We start from the raw sequence: 19,129 nt of genomic DNA, 5'->3' as shown, positions 1-19,129 counted from the left end.
ATTTCAGCTTGAGCCTTCCAGCGCCCGGGAGAACGAGCGCCGCCCGCGCGGCGCATCGCGAGCTTTGCTCGCTCCTACGTTTTTTTCGGGCCAGTAACGCCTGTGGCAGGCGCGCGCGACCGCCTTGTTCGTACGACGCGATATCGCGCCTGGCGCCAGAGCGTTCGCGCGCATTTCCCTCAGGAATAACTGGCCAGAAACAAATGTAGGAGCGAGCAAAGCTCGCGATGCGCCGCGCGGGCGGCGCTCAATCTCGCAGACACTGCAAGGCTCAGGCGAAACACCCCAGAAACAACAAAGGCGCCCGATCTCACGATCAAGGCGCCTTCAAAAAATATGGGGTGGACGATGGGAATCGAACCCACGACAACTGGAATCACAATCCAGCGCTCTACCAACTGAGCTACGCCCACCATATTGCGGTGTTTCAGTGTTGCGATACAACCTTACAGAAGCATGGTGCGGACGAAGAGACTCGAACTCTTACAGCTTGCGCCGCTGGAACCTAAATCCAGTGTGTCTACCAATTTCACCACGTCCGCGTAACGCTTAAAACAAAGGCGCCAGATCATTCAATCAAAGGCGCCTTCGTCGAATATGGGGTGGACGATGGGAATCGAACCCACGACAACTGGAATCACAATCCAGCGCTCTACCAACTGAGCTACGCCCACCATATTGCATTACAGCCTTACTTGCTTGCCCAAGCTGCCTAAATGGCGCACCCGGCAGGACTCGAACCTGCGACCATCCGCTTAGAAGGCGGATGCTCTATCCAGCTGAGCTACGGGCGCTTAAGCTTGAAGCCTAACCGAACAAGCCTTTAACAGATAACTGCTAAACCACTCATTCTGCCCGACCTCGCCAACCAGTGCTAGGCTGTGCCCGACAAGTGCGGCGAATCTTATAGGCGAGCCTCCAGGTCGTCAACACCTTTCTCGAAAAAATTTAATTTATTTAAGGGGTTAGGGGATTTGCCCGACCACCCGCCTTTGCCCTTGGGCGATGTCGTGCGAGAATACGCCCTCTTTATTGTTCCTTTCTCGATGGTTAATCACGCGTCTATGACTGCACACCTAATCGATGGCAAGGCGATCGCCGCCAACCTGCGCAAGCAGATCGCTCAACGTGTCGAGGAGCGTCGCCAGCAAGGCCTGCGCACTCCGGGCCTGGCGGTGATCCTGGTCGGCACCGACCCCGCCTCCCAAGTCTATGTCTCGCACAAGCGCAAGGACTGCGAAGAGGTCGGCTTCATTTCCCAGGCCTTCGACCTGCCCAGCGAGACCACGCAGCAAGCGCTGACCGAGCTGATCGACCGCCTCAACGACGATCCGGCCGTCGATGGCATCCTGCTGCAACTGCCGCTGCCGGTGCACCTGGATGCGTCGCTGCTGCTCGAGCGCATCCGCCCCGACAAAGACGTCGACGGCTTCCACCCGTACAACATCGGCCGCCTGGCCCAGCGTATCCCGCTGCTGCGCCCGTGCACGCCCAAAGGCATCATGACCCTGCTGGAAAGCACCGGCCAGGACCTTTATGGCATGAATGCGGTGATCGTCGGCGCATCCAACATCGTGGGCCGCCCGATGGCGATGGAGCTGCTGCTGGGCGGTTGCACCGTGACCGTCTGCCACCGCTTCACCAAGGACCTGGCCGGCCACGTCGGCCGCGCCGACCTGGTGGTCGTGGCAGCCGGCAAGCCTGGCCTGGTCAAGGGTGAGTGGATCAAGGAAGGAGCCATCGTCATCGACGTCGGCATCAACCGCCAGGAAGACGGCAAGCTGGTCGGCGACGTGGTCTACGAGACCGCCCTGCCGCGCGCCGGCTGGATCACGCCGGTTCCGGGTGGTGTCGGGCCGATGACCCGCGCCTGCCTGCTGGAAAACACGCTGTATGCAGCCGAAGAGCTGCATAAGTGAGTAAAAACGGCACCTTTCGAGGTGCCGTTTTCATATGTACGGCCAGTTGAGGAGTTGGGCAACAGAACAGCCCTACCACGCCTTGAAAAAGATTGCCTGATGGCGGGTAGAGGTTTGCCTCAGCCGATTCTGCTGCCGCTTGGCCAAAATCAGCCAGCCCCGCTGTCGCCAGCCCCTGCTTCAGCCAGCATCGCAACGCTGCGCGTCTGACAATATCTCCACAGCCCTTATTGGAGCGTCGCCGCAAGGAGACCCGTCATGACCCGCTACATCGATGTGCAAGACCTCGCCCGCCTGGTCAACCGTAAAGGCCTGCCCACCTGCCTGGTTGAGATGGCCGAATATATCCGTCAGGACTACCTGCGCTGGCCGGCCTTCGAGAAGTGTGCACGGGTGGCCAACCACTCGCCCGATGGGGTTATCGAACTGATGCCGGTGTCCGACGCCAGCCTGTACGCCTTCAAGTACGTCAATGGCCATCCGAAGAACACCCGTCACGGCCTGCCCACGGTGATGGCCTTCGGCACCCTGGCCGATGTCGACACTGGCACACCGCTGCTGCTCAGCGAGATGACCCTGACCACCGCGATCCGCACGGCCGCCACCTCGGCACTGGCGGCACGCTATCTGGCGCGTGAAGACAGCCGCAGCATGGCGCTGATCGGCAATGGCTCACAAAGCGAATTCCAGGCCATCGCCTTCAATACCCTGGTGGGCATCGACGAAATCCGCCTGTACGACATCGACCCGACGGCCTCTGCCAAACTGGTGGCCAATCTGGCCGGCCGCCCCGGGCTAAAGCTGAGTGTCGCCAGTTCGGTTGCCGAAGCGGTGCGCGGTGCCGACATCGTCACCACGGTCACCGCCGACAAGGCCTATGCGACCATCCTCACGCCGGACATGATCGAGCCGGGCATGCACCTGAACGCCGTGGGCGGCGACTGCCCGGGCAAGACCGAGCTGCACCGCGACATCGTCGAACAGGCGCGGGTGATCGTCGAATACGAGCCACAGAGCCGTGTCGAGGGCGAGATCCAGCAATTGCCTGGCAACTCGCCGGTGATCGAGTTCTGGCAGGTGATCGCGGGGCTTGTGCAAGGCCGCGAGCATGCCGAGCAAGTGACCTTGTTCGACTCGGTCGGGTTTGCCCTGGAAGACTACTCGGCGCTGCGCTACGTGCTGGATAGCGCACGCATGCTGGGGATCGGCCAGGACATTACGCTGGTGCCGAAGCTGGACAACCCGAAGGACCTCTATGCGCTGCTGCAACCTCGGGTAGTGGGGGCGCGCGCGATGCACAAGGCAGAAAGCGCCTGTGCCTGATACAACCCGGGGTCGCGCAGCGGCTCCGGTTTGCGCCTACCCTGTCCATGCCCTCTTTCGAAAGAAGCCCCGCGCATGGACACCAAGGACGCCAACGCCCCACCGCTGGACCGCATCGACGAAGCCATCCTCGACGTACTGCGCCACGACGGCCGCATCACCTTCGAGAAGCTCTCGACCCTGGTCCACCTCACCCCGCGCCCCTGCCTGGAGCGGGTGCGCAAGCTCGAACGCCGCGGGGTGATCCGCGGCTACGGCGCGATCATCGACCTGCAGAAACTCGCCCCTGGCCTGTCCTTGCTGGTGCTGGTGGCCCTGTCCAACCAGAGCGGGCGCGTCGCGCAGAAAGCCTTCGAGGCCACCATGCTGAAGTGCCCGGAAGTTCACGAATGCCAACTGATCAGTGGCCACTTCGATTACAGCCTGCGCCTACGCTGCCGTGACATGGAGCACTATCGGGTTCTCAGCGAAAGCTGGATGAACGACGATTCGCTGCATATCGACAAACTGGTGGCACACCCGGAGCTAGCCGCGATCAAATGCATACCGCCGTCGACCGGGCTGTAACCCGATAACCCAATCGCTCTGTGTCCCTCCCTACGCTGGCCGCCCGACAATGGAGAGCGGCTCATGCCCACACAGCCTTCGCCACACCTGGCGCTCATACAACGACGCGCACCGCAATGGTTGACAACCCGTACGCCTGCAGAACGCAAGCAACTGGAATTACGCGTACGGGAAAGCCATCGTGCCACCCGTCAGCTTCGCATGCATCTGGCAGGCGTGCAGGCACCTGAAGCATTTTGCCGCCCGCAACTGGAAGATGCGCTGGCATACTGGTTTGCCGAGCGGGAGCTGCCTGATGTTGGCCAGGGCTGGCTCTGGGACATCACCCAAGGACGCAACAGGTCATGGCTGGAGGCAGCCATGCTGAACTTCGACGAGGGCGACCAGGTAAGGCTGTATCTGAACAAGGACGCAGCGGCTAGTACCGACATCGATGCCGGACGCTTCGTCAAGGCAGTCCGGAATCTGGACCTCGGACGCCGCTATCAGGATCACCTGACTGATCTGCTCGACACCGACCTCACGCGGCAAATGCAAATACGACAGGACAAGGCCGCCTTTGCCGCCGAAATCAGCCTGGCGAAGTTGCATGGGCACATCGACAGCCACGGTCAGTCCTTGGGCGAGGCAGCACTGGCAGGCGCGTTTTCGCTCCCGCGCCCCGATGGTAGCTTGCAAGCACTGGAATGCTGTTTCCTCACCCTGCTCGACTGCCCGCTGAATGGTCCGTTGCTGATCCGCATGCGGCCGCAGGCCAACAAGGAAGTGTGCCTGCTTTACCTGCCTGGCCACCCAACCAAGGCGCTGCGCCAGTACCCTTCGCTCGCAGCGCTGGGCCAAGCCATGACGCAAATGCTCTGGCACGACGAGCAACGGCGCTTTTACCTGCGTTATGTCGGCCATGACCAACAGCCTCTATTCGCCAAGCGGCTACGCGAGACGCTGTTTCCTCGCTTCCCCTATGCCACGCTGCAGCCAGTCACTCCAAGTCTGGAAAAAGGCGAGCATTTCAGCTGGATCTCTCGGCTGTTTCCCAACCCTCGCCATCTGTGGCAGGAGACCCTGGATAAAAACGCCAGGTTGCCATGGAGCGCAACGCCTTGGCGCAAAGACTGTTTCGCCGAGCGCACACGCACAATGCTTGAACGCAAACGCCAGGATGCAGCCCATATCGTGGTGCCGACCGAGCAGCGCGACGCGGCGGCGCTACGCGCAACCGTCGAAGGCTGGCTGGCGGCTGGCCTGAATATTCTGAATGTCGCGAGCTTCTTCGTCCCCGGGCTCGCCGAGGTGATGCTGGTGGTGGGCGGTGCGCAAGTGGTGGACGAGTTTCTCGAAGGGGTGCATGCAGCCAATGAAGGCGAAAGCGACCAGGCCATCGGCCATTTGTTCGCCGTGTTCGAGAACCTTGCGCAGTTCGCCGCCATTGGCGCCGCCGGGCATTTCGTCGAACCGACCGGGCCATTGCATGATTGGCAACGCGTCGGCGAAGGCGACAGCGAACGCCTGTGGCATGGCGGCCTGTCGGCGTTCGCCCGGCCCCGCCCCTGGCCAGCGCAAACGACACTGCCCGCCAGCGGCTTGCACACCTGGGAAGGGCAGCGCTGGTGGCTGCACGAAGATCAGGCATACGCCGTGGAGTCCGCGGGCAAGGGGCGCTGGCGACTTGCACCGGGCAAGTACCATCGTCACCAGCCCAGGCTGGTGGGCAATGGCGAAGGTACATGGTTGCTGGAGCACGAGCGGCCATTGGCCTGGCAGAGCCCTGGCCTGGCACGCCGCCTTGGCCCGGCAAGCGCCGGCCTGGACGATACCGCGCTGATGCATGCCCTGCGCAGCAGCGGCTATGACGACGCCGCTGTGCGCCGACTGCTGCAGGATCATCGCCCTTTGCCGGCCCTGCTCCTGGACAGCCTCGAAGCCTTTGGCGCTACGCTGCCCCAAAATGCCGGTCTCGCCGATAACAGTGTGCTGGCCCGAGACTTTCCTTCACTCAGCCCCCGAATACGCAGTGAAATTCTGGCAACCGCTTCCAGCCAGGACCTGGCCGCGCTCAAGCAGAGTGGCCGGCTGCCCTTGCGCCTGGCCGAACAGGCGCGGTTGTACTTGCGTGACGCGCGCCTCAACCGCGCGCTAGCTCAGCTCCGGCAAGCGCAGGGAAGCGGTGCTGACCGCGACCGGCTGGTGTTCGCCAACCTGCCTCGGCTACCTGGATGGACTGGCGACATCAGCCTGGAACTTCGTGACAATGGCCGCCTGATCGACGTGGCGGGCAATGGTACGACCAGCAAACAGGTGCAGCGCAGCGACCTGGGCTATGAGCCCGCCGACGACTCAGGCCAGGTCCTGGGCAACCGCGATGAGCTGCTGGCATCCATCCTGCGGGCCCTGCCCGATAGCGAACGCAACGCTCTGAAGCTGGACATCCATGATGTAACGGGGCTGCGCGATGCCTTGTTCGAACTGGCATGCCAGGATCGCGAAACCACTGCGGGCGACTTGGGCATGGCGCCGGTTCGTCCACTTTACAACCCACCGAGCTGGCTGGCCGGCAAGCCGGGCTACAGGCTCAGTGGCCGCGGTCGCGGCTGGCTGAGCGACGATGAACTGTTCGACCAGCTGTACCCGACCGGCAACCTGGAGGAACGCGAATGGTTGCGCCAGCAGCTGCGGGATGAAGCAGGCGATCGGCCTGGCGCATTCGCCCGCTTGCTCGAAGGGCTGCGCGCCGATTACCAACGCCTCGACAGCGAGCTGCAAGGCTGGGTCGAGGCTGCCCGAGGCCAGCAGCGCACGGCTCGTGATCTGCAGGCCCAGCTCATACGCCAGGCGTGGCGACGGGAGAACCCCGTCGACCCGACCGGCGCCCTCAACTTCGTGATTGTAGAGATCGATGCGGCAGACCTAGGGACGCTGCCAACGCTGAGCGTAGCCCTTCCCCATGTTCGCCAACTGCGCATCAGCGGGCTGGCGGATCGTGCCGATACTCAGTTGGATAGTTTTCTCAGAGCCTTCCCTCGGGCACGCAACCTGGACCTCGAAAACAACGCTCTGCGGACAATTCCTGCAGCACTGGGCGAACTCGCCGACATACAATCGCTCGACCTTTCGCACAACCTGCTCGATCTCTCTCGGGAGGCCGATCTCACCACGCTGACTCGCCTGCATGACCTTCAGCGCCTGAACCTGTCACAAAGTCTGCAGAACCTCTCCGTCAGTACTCTTGAACGGCTAGCCGAACTGCCGGCCCTGAGCTTTTTCCAGGCCGACCTCAATAACCTGACCTTCGGCGCGGAGCATTTTCAGGCACTGCAGCGCTGGCCCAGCCTTACCCACCTCGAACTGGGGCGCAATGAAATCGTGCTGACCGACGAAAGCCGCACGGCGCTTGCCGGCTTGAACCGCCTGCGCCTGCTTTCGCTGCGCTACAACCCGCTGGAACTGGCGCCCGACCTGACCGGCTGGAGCGCACTCGAACAACTTGATCTGGAGCGTACGCTGATTTTCGAATGGCCTGCGGGGCTGATCGCATTGATGAATCAGGAGCCCATGAACCTGCGCGCCATCGATCTGAGCCTGAACGAACTGGTCGATGTGCCTGTGTTGCGCGATACGGCCTTCGCCCGCCGCGTACGCGAAGGCGACGATGAACTGAACCATGCCTTCGACGACAATCCGCTCAGCGAGCTGGCGTTGCAACGGCTCGAAGACGCCGGCCTGGCGCCCCAGCAGAGCACCAACGAAGAAGACTGGTCAGCCGGTTGGCCCCCCGCACTGCGGGGACACGTTTCCAGTTACTGGATGGATGCAAACTGGCAACCGCTGTTTGACTTGTATCAACGCATGCCCGGTACGCAGGCCTACCAGACGAGTTCAGCCGCGATGAATCAACGCATGCGCCACGTGCTGCAGGCATTGGTCGACGGTGCGCATACAGATCGGCCTGGTACAGGTATTGCCCAGTTGCAGCAGCAGATCAACGACCTGCTGACAGATGCAGGCCAGCAATGCGTCGACCAGGCCATCCTGCTCTTCCAGCAGATCGAGACCGAGGTGACCGTTTGGCAATCGGTGGTCCATGCACAACCGGGGGCCAGCAATGAACAGGTCGCCATCGAAAGCGCCGCGAGCCTGATGCGCCAGCGCCTGCTCGATGAGCAGATCGGCGGGCTGTACAACGCACGGCGTGCCAGACGAAGGGCATTGGCCGAGGCCGGCAATGCCGCCGAGCGCGAGGCGGCACCGGCTTTGTCGATCCATGATGACCTCAGCGACGCGCTGTTGACCGAGCCGGACTTCCTTCTGGATGAACTGGAAATGGCCTTGTTCGCACGGATCCACCTGCAGCAGCGGCTCCGGCTGCCTACGCAGCCGGTCACCATGCAGTATGAATATCTCGCGCGCCTGAGCGACAACACCTTACAGGCCCTGGAGCATGCAGTGTGGGCCGAGGCAAGCGCGCAACACCTCAATGGCTGGGCCAGCGATCAACCCTTCTGGCAGCGTTGGCTTGAACGATTGCGGCCTCATGAGTTCAAGGCCTTTGCCCGGCAATGGGAGGGCGCTTCGGAATACTTCGACACGCTCAATGACCGCGCCGCGGAGGCTGGCGCTTACACCGGGCCCGAGGTCCCGCCTGGCTACATCGCCAGCCTGGAGCAGCACATGGGGCAAATTGCCTGGCGCCGCGCAGGTGTGCTGCAACGGGTCGACCTGTCCAACGACAGTGAACGCTACCTGCGGGCTTCAGAACTGTTACTGGAAAGTCGCCAACGAGCCCGTGAAGCATTGATAGCCGGACTGACCTTGAGCATGAGCGAAACCAACCCACGAGCGTTCGCGGCCGACGCCTAAGCCAGCCTCCCGTGTCGGTTACCCGGCACGGGGCACCCCGCCCTACGATCCTGGCAAGCTGATTGCATCGGCTGACCAGGCGTTGGTCCAGTCCTGAGCTGATTTCGTCGGACCGCCTGGGTCGGCAGTAATGGCCCATGCACCGAACTAGAGCCTGATCGCTGCCAATGCCTCGTAACTGGTCAGACCGGTAAGGCCAACACTCCTTGCAATGTCGGATTTTTCACGGTTTTATGATCCGGCGCTGAACAAACCGGTAAGACCACAACAATAAAGAAGTCCTGCGCTCTTTTGCCCCGTGCGGCACCGAAGCAAGGACACCGATCAGAGATCACTCCCATGCTCAAATGGTGCTCGCGTTCGATCTTCCTGCAAGTCGTACTCGGCCTTGCCCTCGGCATCGCCTGCGGCCTCAGCCTCCCCGAAGTCTCCCTGCAACTCAAACCCCTCGGCGATGGTTTCATCAAGCTGATCAAGATGCTCATCGGCCTGATCGTCTTCTGCGTGGTGGTCAGCGGCATTTCAGGTGCCGGCGACCTCAAGAAGGTCGGGCGCATCGGCCTGAAATCGGTCATTTACTTCGAAGTACTGACCACCATCGCCCTGGTCATCGGGCTGGTGTTCGCTTTCAGCAGCGGCATCGGCAGCGGCGCCAATATCCACCTCGACCAGCTGTCCAGCGCCGACGCCAGCAGCCTGGCCGAGCGTGGCCAGCATATTCATGGGGCCACGGCGTTCTTCATGGACCTGATCCCGAACTCGGTGGTCGGTGCCTTCGCCGACAACAACATCCTGCAGGTGCTGCTGTTCTCGGTGCTGTTCGGCAGCGCGCTGAACCTGGTGGGCGACTCGGCCACGGGCATCTCGCGGCTGATCAACGAGCTGAGTCATGTGATCTTCCGCATCATGGGCATGATCGTGCGCCTGGCGCCGATCGGTGTGTTCGGCGCCATCGCCTTCACCACCAGCAAGTACGGCCTGGAGTCGCTGCAGCACCTGGGTGGCCTGGTGGCACTGTTCTACCTGACCTGTGCCGGCTTCGTGCTGATCGTACTGGGTACCGTGATGCGCGTGTCAGGCCTGAAACTGCTGCCGTTCATCAAGTACCTGCGTGAGGAACTGACCATTGTCCTCGGCACCGCGTCGTCCGACGCCGTGCTACCGCAGATCATGCGCAAGCTGGAACACCTGGGCATCGGCAGTTCCACCGTCGGCCTGGTGATCCCCACCGGCTACTCGTTCAACCTCGACGGGTTCTCCATCTACCTGACCCTGGCCATCGTGTTCATTGCCAACGCCACCGGCACGCCTCTGGCAATGACCGACCTGCTGACCATCCTGCTGGTGTCGCTGGTGACTTCCAAGGGCGCTCACGGCATCCCAGGCTCGGCGCTGGTGATCCTCGCCGCGACCTTGACCGCCGTGCCAGCGATTCCGGTGGTGGGCCTGGTACTGGTACTGGCGGTGGACTGGTTCATGGGCATTGGCCGGGCACTGACCAACCTGATCGGCAACTGCGTGGCCACCGTGGCCATCGCCCGCTGGGAAAAGGATATCGACCTTGAGCGCGCGCACAACGTGCTCGCAGGCAAACCCGGCTTCGCCCATGCGCCGCGCAAACAACCCAACGCCCATCAGCAGGAATTCTGAGCCCGCGTGGCCGGCACTTTCGCCGGCCTTTTCAGGAGCAAACCGTGATCAGCTCATCGACCGTCGTCACCTCCGTGGTGGAAAAACTGCGCCAGGCCCTGGCCCGTGGCCAATGGCGCTCCGGCGACATGTTGCCCGGCCAGCGCGAGCTGGCAGAACAGCTTGGCATCAGCCGCCCCAGCCTGCGTGAAGCGGTAACCGTGCTGGAAACCCTCGGCCTGGTGCGCTCGCTGCCGGGCAAGGGTGTGCTGGTGCTGGATGCCGAGGCAGCAGCCCAGGACCCAGCCGGCGAAAGCGCCGCAGCGGCCAGCCTGGCCGACGTGCTGGAGCTGCGCTACACCCTGGAGCCGTTCATCGTCGGCCTGGTCGCGCAATCGGCCAACAACCAGGACATCGGCCAGTTGCGCCTGACCCTGATGGACATGCGCGAAGCCCTGGAAGCCGAAGACAGCGAAGCCGGGGTCAAGGCCTACATCGCCTTCCATGAAGCACTGTTCGCACTGACCACCAACCCGATCTTCCAGAGCGTGGTGCAACAGACCGGCAATGCCCTCAAGCAGAGCGCCAGCATGCTGCACAACTCGCCCGAGCACCTGGCCGCGCGGCTCAAGGAAAACGAAGCCGTGGTGCGCGCGATACGCGAACGCAACAGCTCCCAGGCCAGTGCCCAGATGCGCCAGCACATCCTCGCCGAGGGGCAGCGCATGGGCATTCAACTCAACATCCCGGACGACCAGCCCGGCCAATGACCCCAGGAGAGCGACCATGACCGCCTGCGCCCAAGCCGCCCCCCGCCTGCCTGCCCTGCTCGCCGCCGGTGAAACCCGCCTGTCGGCCGAGCAGATCTACCCTCGTCTGTTCGACGCGATTCTCGAGCAGCGCCTGCCGCCTGGCAGCCTGTTGCCCGAACAGGCCCTGGGCAATGCCTTCGGGGTCAGCCGCACGGTGATCCGCCGGGTGCTCGGGCGCCTGTCGGATCAGCAAGTCGTGGTGCAGCGCCCCAGCCACACCGCGCACCTGGCCGCCCCCGACCCCGAGCAGGCGCGCCAGGTGCTCAGCGCCCGGCGCCTGGCCGAAACCACCTTGATCAGCCTGGCCGCCCAGCGTGCCCGGCCAGCGCAGGTTCGCCAGCTGCGCCAACTGGTCGAGCGCGAGCGCCAGCACCATGAGCGCGGCGAGCGCTGCGCCGCCATCCGCCTGGGTGGCGAGTTTCACTTAAAGCTCGCCCAGGTCGCAGCCAATGAGCCGCTGGCGCGGTTTCTCAACGGCCTTGTGCCGATGACCTCATTGATCATCGCCCGTTATGAGTCGCCCTGCTGCGACCACTGCGCCTGGGAGGAACATGCCGCGATCATCGATGCTGTGGAAGCCGGTGATGCCGGGGCGGCGCTGGCGTTGATGCATGATCACCTCGACCGCCTCGAAGACAAGCTCGACCTCGATTAAACCGGGGCGGCGATGGGCTGCACAGCAGCCGCCAAACCGTGCCCCTATACTCGGATAACCCCCAGCCTCTATCTGCAGGGAGGCCGCCGAGTGAGCCCGCGGCTGTTAATCATGCTGTGCCTTTTGCTGGCCATCGCCGGCTGCGCCGGCAGACGCCCGCCTGCCCCACCTCCACCGGCGGTGCTCGACCCTGCCGCCTGGCAGCGCATCGACCAGGAGCTGATCGAGGCTTCGGCCAGCGCCGCGGGCTCCGCCAACGACTATGCGCGGCGCTCGATGCGGGTGTGGAAGGAGCAAGTGCAGCAACGCACCGAAAAAGACTTCATCCCCTGGTTCACCGGCTACTGGACCCAGCAGTGGCTTACCATGAAGGTCGCCTGGTACAAGCTCGACAGCGGCGAGGGCCGCGAGCCTGCGGAAAAACGCCTGGCGCTGTACCTGCAGGAGCAGTACCACCAACGGGTCATCGAACCGGTGGCCGAACAGATCAACCCCGAGGGCATCCGCGATCGTGCCTGCGAGCTGTACATACAGTTGTTCGGCCAGCAACTGCCCGCCATCATCCAGCGCTACAATGCCGCCCCAGAGCAAATCAGCCAGCGCCTGAACCGCATCCCGGCCATCCACCTGGGGCCACCCTCCGCCCGCAATGCCTCGCTGTATGAGTTGCTACGGGCCAAGTCACTGGAGCAGCAACCGGCCTGGCTGGCGTTGCGCGACCATTTGCACAAGCAGGCCGCCAAAGGCCCTGGCAAAACCGACGCAGGCTTGTCGTCGGTGGCGACTGATGCCAGCGAGAAAATTGGCGCCACGCTGGCCCCACGCGGCATCGCCAGCGCCGTGGCCAGCGCCGTGGGCAAGGTGGCCGGGGCGATGATTTCGATCGTATCGACAGGCTACGGCATCATGGCCCATAACCGTGACCAGCCGCAGATGATCGAGCAGTTGCGGGTGATCCTGAATGTCGCACTCAACCAGGAATGGCAGGAGCTGATGGAGAACCGCCAGAGCGGCGCACTGGCGGGGGTGTACTACCTGTCTGGGCAGGTCGAGGACAGCCTGCTGGCGACCATGCCACAACCCTTGGTGGAGCAGCAGAGCGAACAGCGGCAGGTGCCGACAGCACAGGAGCCGCTGCTGATTCGCCTGCCTTAGGCCGCAGCCATGGCCGAAGTCGGCAAGCCAAAGATCCGGTCGAACGCCCAGTTGTAGGCGAAGGTGTAACACGGGATCAGAATGATGAACGCCAGGTCCACCAGAAATGCCTCCACCAGGCTCATGTCCAGCCACCAGGCAATCAGCGGAATCAGGTACACCACCAAGGTCAGCTGAAAGCCGACGGCATGCACCACCCGCCGCGCCACACTGCGCCCACGCTTGGCCTGGCGGCTCTCCCACGACTCGAACAGGCTGTTGTAGATCAAGTTCCAGAGCATGGCGATGGTGGTGATCATCACCGCCAGCGGCCCAGTGTGTGACGCCTGGGTGTCCGACAGATAGGCCAGCCCCAGTGTCGACATGCACAGGCCGATCAGTTCATAGAAGGTCACGTAGACCAGTTTGCGTTTGACGCCCTGCACGGGTTACCTCATGTGTCGAAATGCGATGAGGCGAAAGGATGATTCAATCCGCTTGACAGAAAAAGTCAGCAGCTTTCAGATTGACTGACAGGAGGCTGCCATGAACTTTTCCAGCGACAACATCCAGCTGTTTCTCGCCGTGCTCGACCGCGGTTCGTTTTCCGCCGCTGCCCGCGCCCTGCAGCGCGTGCCTTCGGCGGTGAGCATGGCCATCGGCAACCTTGAAGCCGAACTGGGCTACACCTTGTTCGAGCGCGGCTCACGCGAGGTCCGCGCCACCGCCCAGGCCCTGGCACTGGAACCCCATGCACGGCTGATCGCCGAACAGCTGGGCCTGCTGCAGGTGCATGCGCTGGAGCTTTCCCAAGGGCTGGAAAGCAGCCTGACCCTTGCCGTGGTGCCGGATATCGACCACCGCCCGCTGCTGGCGGCCATTGCCAGCCTCGGCGCACGCTACCCACTGCTCGATATTCAGCTGCTCAGCGCCCCTCAGGAAGAAGCTCTGCACCTGCTCGACAGCGGCCGCGCCGACCTGTGCCTGGCCTTTGCCGGCCTGCAGGTCGATGCCCGCCGCAGCTTCCAGCACATCGGCATGGAGTCGCTGGTGGCCACCTTGGCGCCGGCCCACCCGGCCCTGCGCGAGGGCCGGATCCACTACCTCGAAGACCTGGTCAATGTGCGCCAGATCCTGGTCCGCAGCCGCGACCTGCCACTGCTCGATCCACGCCCGCTGATCGGCGCCACGCACTGGTCCACCGACAGCTTCGACCTGGCCCTGCAGATGGTCGAAGCCGGCCTTGGCTGGGGCGACCTGCCACTGGCCCGGGTGGCGCCGCTGGTCGCTGCCGGGCGCCTGGTGCGCCTGCAGTTTCGCAATACCCGCAACGAACTGCAGCTGCCGATCCATGCCTTCTGGCGCAAGCAGCAGCCCCTGCGCCAGGGCGCACGCCTGCTGATCGACCTGCTGGCCGCCGGCTAGCTCACCGTCCGTCGACCGGGGCCGCAAAAAATAGGTAAGTGTTTCAACATTTTACCGGGCAAGCCGATATACCAGGAGACAGGCCCCGCCATCGTGCCACAAGCGCGCGGCGCCCTCCCCTCCATGGCTCAAGGTCTCGAAACATGAACCTGAAATTTCGCCACAAGATCCTCCTCAGCGCCTGCGGTGTCGTGGTGCTGGCCTTTGCGCTGTTCACGCTCTACAACGATTATCTGCAACGCAACACCCTTCGCCAGAACATCGAATCTTCCGTGCAGCAGGCCGGCGCGCTGACCGCCAGCAGCGTGCAGAACTGGATGAGCGGGCGCATTCTGGTGCTGGAAAACCTGGCGCAGGACATTGCCGAACAAGGGGCAGGAGAGACCCTGGGCGGGCTGATCGAGCAGCCTTCCTACACGCGAAATTTCCTTTTCACTTACCTGGGCCAGGCCAATGGCGTGTTCACCCAGCGCCCTGACACGCAGATGCCGGCCGGCTACGACCCCCGCCAGCGGCCGTGGTACGCCAGTGCGGCAAGCGCCGGCCAGACCGTGCTCACCGCCCCGTACCAGGGCGCCGTCGGTGGCCTGATGGTGACCATCGCGGTACCGGTGAAAAGCAAGCGCAGCGGCGAACTGATCGGCGTGGTGGGCGGCGACCTGACCCTCGACACCCTGGTCGAGATCATCAACTCGGTCGACTTCGGCGGCATCGGCCACGCTTTCCTCGCCGACAGCAATGGCCAGGTGATCGTCAGCCCGGACAAAGACCAGCTGATGAAGAATCTCAAGGACATCTACCCAGGCAGCGGCCTGCGCGTGACTGCCGGCATGCAGGACGTCACCCTCAACGGCGAAGAACGGCTGATCTCGTTCGCCCCGGTCGCCGGCCTGCCATCGGCGCAGTGGTACATCGGCCTGTCGATCGACAAGGACAAAGCCTACGCTGCCATCAGCCAGTTCCGCACCTCGGCGATCATCGCCATGCTCATCGCCGTGATCGCCATCGCCGTGCTGCTCGGCCTGCTGATCCCGGTGCTGATGCGCCCGCTGACCACCATGGGCCGCGCCATGCGCGACATTGCCGAAGGTGAAGGCGACCTGACCCGCCGCCTCGACGTGCAGCACAAGGACGAATTCGGCGAACTGGCCAGCTCGTTCAACCGCTTCGTCGAACGCATCCATGCCTCGATCAGCGAAGTGTCTTCGGCTACCCGCCTGGTGCACGACCTGTCGGAAAAAGTGGTCAACGCCTCCAACGCCTCGATCATCGGCTCCGAAGAACAGAGCATGCGCACCAACAGCGTGGCCGCGGCGATCAACCAGCTGGGCGCCGCGACACAAGAGATCGCCCGCAACGCGGCCGATGCCTCGCAACACGCCAGCGGCGCCAGTGACCAGGCCCATGGCGGCCGTGAGGTGGTCGAGCAGGCAATCAACGCCATGACCGCGCTGTCCCAGCGCATCAGCGAGTCGTGCGAACAGATCGAAACCCTCAATGCCAGCACCGACGAGATCGGCAAGATCCTTGACGTGATCAAGGGCATTTCCCAGCAGACCAACCTGCTGGCGCTGAACGCCGCCATCGAAGCCGCCCGTGCCGGTGAGGCCGGGCGCGGCTTTGCCGTGGTTGCCGACGAGGTCCGCAACCTGGCACACCGCACCCAGGAATCGGCCGAAGAAATCCACCGCATGATCACCAGCCTGCAAGTAGGCTCGCGCGAGGCGGTGCACACCATGAACACCAGCCAGGTATCGAGCGAACAGACCGTGCAGGTGGCCAACCAGGCCGGCGAGCGCCTGGCCAGCGTGACCCAGCGCATCGGTGAAATCGACGGCATGAACCAGTCGGTGGCCACGGCAACCGAGGAACAGACGGCGGTGGTCGAGAGCCTGAACCTGGACATCACCCAGATCAACGCGCTCAACCAGCAAGGGGTGGAGAACCTCAACCAGACCCTGCAGCATTGCGATGCCCTGGCTCAGCAGGCCGGGCGCCTGAAGCAGCTGGTGGGCAGCTTCCGCATCTGATGCAGCGCCCCTCGTCGGCGCTCGCCGACGAGGGTTTGCGCGCTAGGCGACCGCCGCCTGGCCACTCCTGCCCCGCCGCACCCAGGCCAGCAACACCGCCGCCATCAGCACGAAGCCCAGGTAACCGAACAGCGGATACACCTCGCCCACCAGGCTGATGAACCCCACCAGGCTGCAGACGAACGCCGCCACTCCGGTGACCACCGAACCCCAGCGGAACTTGGCCGTGCCCGCTGGCAACAGCCGCGACAGGAACGAGAACAAAGTGCCAACCGCCGTGTTGACGATCATGCCGAAGATGATCAGGCACATCACCACGCCCAGCAGCGGCGACACTTCGTTGGCAATCGACAGCATCGGCATGGGCAAGTCGGCCACGCTGTCCAGGCGCGACAGCAGCCCGGCACTCATCACCAACATCAGCAAGCCCAGCGCAGCGCCCCCGAGCAGGCCGCCCCACACGGCAGCCTTCTCGCCCTTGGCCGAGCCGCCGAGGATCGCCAGGATCGGTGCCCCGGCAACGATGTTGTAGGACACGTACAGAAACGCCCCAAGCAACCAGTGCCGGGTGCCGGCCTGTTGCTGGCTGGCCAGCTGGTCGAGCGCGGCAAGGCTCTGCCCACGGGTGAACACCGCGTACAGGGCAATCGCCGAGGCCACCAGGATCAGCAACGGCGTAATCGCGCCAATGGCGACAATGACCTTGCGCACATCCAGGCACACGATCGCCACCACCAGCAGCGTCACCAGCACGCTGCCGGTCCGTGCCGGAATGCCGAACTGCTGCTCCAGCAATGCTCCACCACCGGCCAGCATGACCACGGTCACGGCGAACATGAAGAAAGTAATCAGCCAATCGACGAACAGCCCCAGGTGACGCCCACAGATGGCCTGGATCACATCCTTGTGCGAGGTGGCGCGCTGGCGGTTGCCCAACCCGGCCAGGGCCATGCCGAGGAAGGTGAACAGCGCCGCGCTGATCAGGGCGCCCAACAGCCCCCAGAGGCCGAAATCGACGAAGAACAACAGCAGTTCCCGCCCGGACGCGAAGCCCGCCCCCACGATCACGCCGACGAAGGCCCCGGCGATCTTCAGTTGCTCTTGCATGTGAACCTCTGGTTATTGTTGTTGTGGCCTCACAGGGCTTGGCCGCGAACTGCGGCTGGCTCAGCCTTCGCCGACGAATGCCTGCACTTCGATCTCCACATCCACGCCCAGCGCCAACGCCGAGGCCACGGTCGAACGCACCGGCAGTGCGGCGCCGAAGAACGCCTTGTAGACCTCGTTGAAACCGGCGAAATGGTCCATCGACGACAGCCACACCGTCACCTTGACCACCTGGTCGAAGCGCGCACCACAGGCCTCCAGGCTCTCGGCGATGCGCTCGCAGGCGGCGCGGGTCTGGGCCTGGATGTCACCGCGCACCACCTCGCCAGCCGTGCTCATCGGCACCTGGCCGGACAGGAAGAGGAAACCGCCGGCCTTCACCGCACGGGAAAACGGGAACGGCAGGCTGCTGGGGAAACGCTGGATCTGATTGCTCATGACAAACTCCTTTCAGGGTTACTGGAAACGTGCCGGGGACAGGCGCTCGGGCGCCACTCCCTGGGCGGTCAGGCTCGGGCACAGCGCTTGCCCGAGCAGCAAGTCGGCGGCCAGGCGCGAAGCACCGGCTGCCGACTGGATACCATAGCCACCTTGCGCCGCCAGCCAGAAGAACGCCGGCATCTGCGGGTCGAAACCAATCACCAGGTCGCCGTCGGCGACGAACGAACGCAAGCCCGCCCAGGTGTGGCTGGGGCGGCGGATGGACAGCGACGTCATGGCCTCGATGTTGTAGATGCCCAGGGCGATATCGAGCTCCTCGGGCGCGGCATCCTGAGGCTCGACCGGGTCGGCATTGGCCGGTGAGCCCAGCAGTTGGCCGGCGTCGGGCTTGAAGTAGAAGCTCTCGTCGACACCGATCACCGCAGGCCAACGGGCAAAGTCCTGATCGGCCGGGCCAGGGAAGGTGAACGCACTGCGCCGGCACGGCTGCAGGCCGACGCGGGCCACACCACACTGCTCGGCCACCCGGTCAGCCCAAGCACCCGCGGCATTGACCAGGGTGTGCGCCTGCAGCTGGCTGCCATCAGCCAGCTGCACCTGCCACAGTTCATCGACGTAACAGGCCCGGAGCAATTCAGCGTTGCAGCGCAATTCGCCACCAGCGGCACGGTAGCCACGCAGGAAGCCCTGGTGCAGGGCGTGCACATCCAGGTCCATGGCACCCGGCTCATGCACCGCACCGGCCAGGCTGTCGGCGTTCAGGCTGGGGACCAGCGCCAGCGCCGCGTCGCGGTCGAGCAGGCTGACCGCAGTGCCGTTGGCCAGGTTCTGCGCGTGGGTGTGCTCAAGTAGCTCGCGTTGTTCATGGCTGGCGACATACAGGCAGCCACGCGGTTCGAGCAACGGGTGCTCGCAGAAGCCAGCTGGCGGCGCTTCGTAGAAGGCTCGGCTGGCGCGGGTCAGGGCCTGGATCTGCGGGGTGCCGTAGGCCTCCATGAACATCGCAGCCGAGCGCCCGGTCGAGTGGTAGCCCGGTTGCGCTTCGCGTTCGAGCAACAGCACGCGGCGTTCACCGGCCAGGCGATAGCCCAGCGAGGCGCCAGCGATACCGGCGCCGATGATCAGGGTGTCGTAGATCTGGGTCATGCACGTTCCTGCTGCGCAAATTATCATTTATGAGAATTCTAATATATGAGAATTTCGAAACATGCAAGCGCGCGAGTTAAGATGCGC

General features: G+C 63.7%; 14 protein-coding genes, 4 tRNA genes and 1 pseudogene. 11 read left to right on the top strand and 8 right to left on the bottom strand.

The genetic code is table 11. From position 1 onward, the window contains the following. Positions 1-337: 337 nt before the first annotated feature. The 4 genes from BGP85_RS00475 to BGP85_RS00460 form a co-directional block, all read right to left on the bottom strand. Positions 338-413 (bottom strand) — tRNA-His (locus BGP85_RS00475). 44 nt (positions 414-457) lie between these two features. Beyond that, positions 458-542: transfer RNA gene (locus BGP85_RS00470), tRNA-Leu, on the bottom strand. A 56-nt stretch (positions 543-598) separates the two neighbouring features. Beyond that, a tRNA-His gene (locus BGP85_RS00465) sits at positions 599-674 on the bottom strand. Between the two features lie 43 nt (positions 675-717). Beyond that, positions 718-794 (bottom strand) — tRNA-Arg (locus BGP85_RS00460). A 270-nt stretch (positions 795-1,064) separates the two neighbouring features. On the opposite strand from BGP85_RS00460, the gene folD reads away from it, so the two are divergent. The 8 genes from folD to BGP85_RS00420 all read left to right on the top strand — a co-directional run bounded on the left by folD (position 1,065) and on the right by BGP85_RS00420 (position 12,914). Beyond that, on the top strand, positions 1,065-1,919 hold the full coding sequence (gene folD, locus BGP85_RS00455) for a bifunctional methylenetetrahydrofolate dehydrogenase/methenyltetrahydrofolate cyclohydrolase FolD (protein ID WP_103448173.1): 855 nt from the start codon (positions 1,065-1,067) through the stop codon (positions 1,917-1,919). A 258-nt stretch (positions 1,920-2,177) separates the two neighbouring features. Further along, the gene (locus BGP85_RS00450) at positions 2,178-3,242 is read left to right on the top strand and encodes an ornithine cyclodeaminase (protein ID WP_103448174.1); all 1,065 of its coding nucleotides are present in this window, start codon (positions 2,178-2,180) and stop codon (positions 3,240-3,242) included. 75 nt (positions 3,243-3,317) lie between these two features. Then, entirely contained in the window at positions 3,318-3,809 is a 492-nt protein-coding gene (locus BGP85_RS00445; protein ID WP_103448175.1) for an Lrp/AsnC family transcriptional regulator, read from the top strand. A 63-nt stretch (positions 3,810-3,872) separates the two neighbouring features. Next, positions 3,873-8,663: a dermonecrotic toxin domain-containing protein gene (locus BGP85_RS00440; RefSeq protein ID WP_103448176.1), complete on the top strand. Its 4,791-nt coding sequence runs from the start codon at positions 3,873-3,875 to the stop codon at positions 8,661-8,663. 339 nt (positions 8,664-9,002) lie between these two features. Next, positions 9,003-10,313, top strand: a complete 1,311-nt coding sequence (locus BGP85_RS00435) for a C4-dicarboxylate transporter DctA (protein WP_103448177.1) — start codon at positions 9,003-9,005, stop codon at positions 10,311-10,313. A 44-nt stretch (positions 10,314-10,357) separates the two neighbouring features. Then, the gene (locus tag BGP85_RS00430; protein WP_103448178.1) at positions 10,358-11,062 is read left to right on the top strand and encodes a FadR/GntR family transcriptional regulator; all 705 of its coding nucleotides are present in this window, start codon (positions 10,358-10,360) and stop codon (positions 11,060-11,062) included. A gap of 16 nt (positions 11,063-11,078) precedes the next feature. Then, entirely contained in the window at positions 11,079-11,759 is a 681-nt protein-coding gene (locus BGP85_RS00425) for a GntR family transcriptional regulator (protein ID WP_103448179.1), read from the top strand. Between the two features lie 90 nt (positions 11,760-11,849). Continuing rightward, entirely contained in the window at positions 11,850-12,914 is a 1,065-nt protein-coding gene (locus BGP85_RS00420; RefSeq protein ID WP_103448180.1) for a hypothetical protein, read from the top strand. Here BGP85_RS00420 and BGP85_RS00415 read toward each other — a convergent pair. Further along, positions 12,911-13,339 carry a PACE efflux transporter gene (locus tag BGP85_RS00415; protein WP_103448181.1) on the bottom strand — a complete coding sequence of 143 codons (429 nt, stop codon included), beginning with the start codon at positions 13,337-13,339 and terminating at the stop codon, positions 12,911-12,913. The two genes, BGP85_RS00420 and BGP85_RS00415, sit on opposite strands and share 4 nt — an antisense overlap. A 100-nt stretch (positions 13,340-13,439) precedes the next feature. Between BGP85_RS00415 and BGP85_RS00410 the strand changes: the two genes are divergently transcribed. The 3 genes and pseudogenes from BGP85_RS00410 (at position 13,440) to BGP85_RS29480 (ending at position 16,348) form a co-directional block, all read left to right on the top strand. Beyond that, positions 13,440-14,318, top strand: coding sequence for a LysR family transcriptional regulator (locus BGP85_RS00410; protein ID WP_103448182.1), 879 nt, complete (start codon positions 13,440-13,442; stop codon positions 14,316-14,318). A 143-nt stretch (positions 14,319-14,461) separates the two neighbouring features. After that, positions 14,462-15,493 (top strand): annotated as a pseudogene (gene mcpA, locus BGP85_RS29485) (methyl-accepting chemotaxis protein McpA); the annotation flags it as partial. A 114-nt stretch (positions 15,494-15,607) separates the two neighbouring features. Beyond that, positions 15,608-16,348 (top strand): methyl-accepting chemotaxis protein, encoded by a 741-nt coding sequence (locus tag BGP85_RS29480; RefSeq protein ID WP_371922750.1) that lies wholly within the window; start codon positions 15,608-15,610, stop codon positions 16,346-16,348. A gap of 42 nt (positions 16,349-16,390) precedes the next feature. On the opposite strand, the gene BGP85_RS00400 is transcribed toward BGP85_RS29480, so the two are convergent. Genes BGP85_RS00400 through BGP85_RS00390 form a run of 3 tightly spaced genes read right to left on the bottom strand, consistent with a single transcriptional unit; the run spans position 16,391 to position 19,042 of the window. Next, positions 16,391-17,455 (bottom strand): YkvI family membrane protein, encoded by a 1,065-nt coding sequence (locus tag BGP85_RS00400; RefSeq protein ID WP_103448184.1) that lies wholly within the window; start codon positions 17,453-17,455, stop codon positions 16,391-16,393. Positions 17,456-17,515: 60 nt separating this feature from the next. Further along, positions 17,516-17,893, bottom strand: coding sequence for a RidA family protein (locus BGP85_RS00395; RefSeq protein WP_103448185.1), 378 nt, complete (start codon positions 17,891-17,893; stop codon positions 17,516-17,518). An 18-nt stretch (positions 17,894-17,911) separates the two neighbouring features. Further along, positions 17,912-19,042 (bottom strand): NAD(P)/FAD-dependent oxidoreductase, encoded by a 1,131-nt coding sequence (locus BGP85_RS00390; RefSeq protein ID WP_103448186.1) that lies wholly within the window; start codon positions 19,040-19,042, stop codon positions 17,912-17,914. Positions 19,043-19,129: the final 87 nt, after the last annotated feature.

It is taken from the genome of Pseudomonas putida (assembly GCF_002906855.1).
In the GTDB taxonomy this organism is placed as follows: domain Bacteria; phylum Pseudomonadota; class Gammaproteobacteria; order Pseudomonadales; family Pseudomonadaceae; genus Aquipseudomonas; species Aquipseudomonas putida_N.
This window is presented reverse-complemented; position numbering and strand designations above follow the sequence as displayed.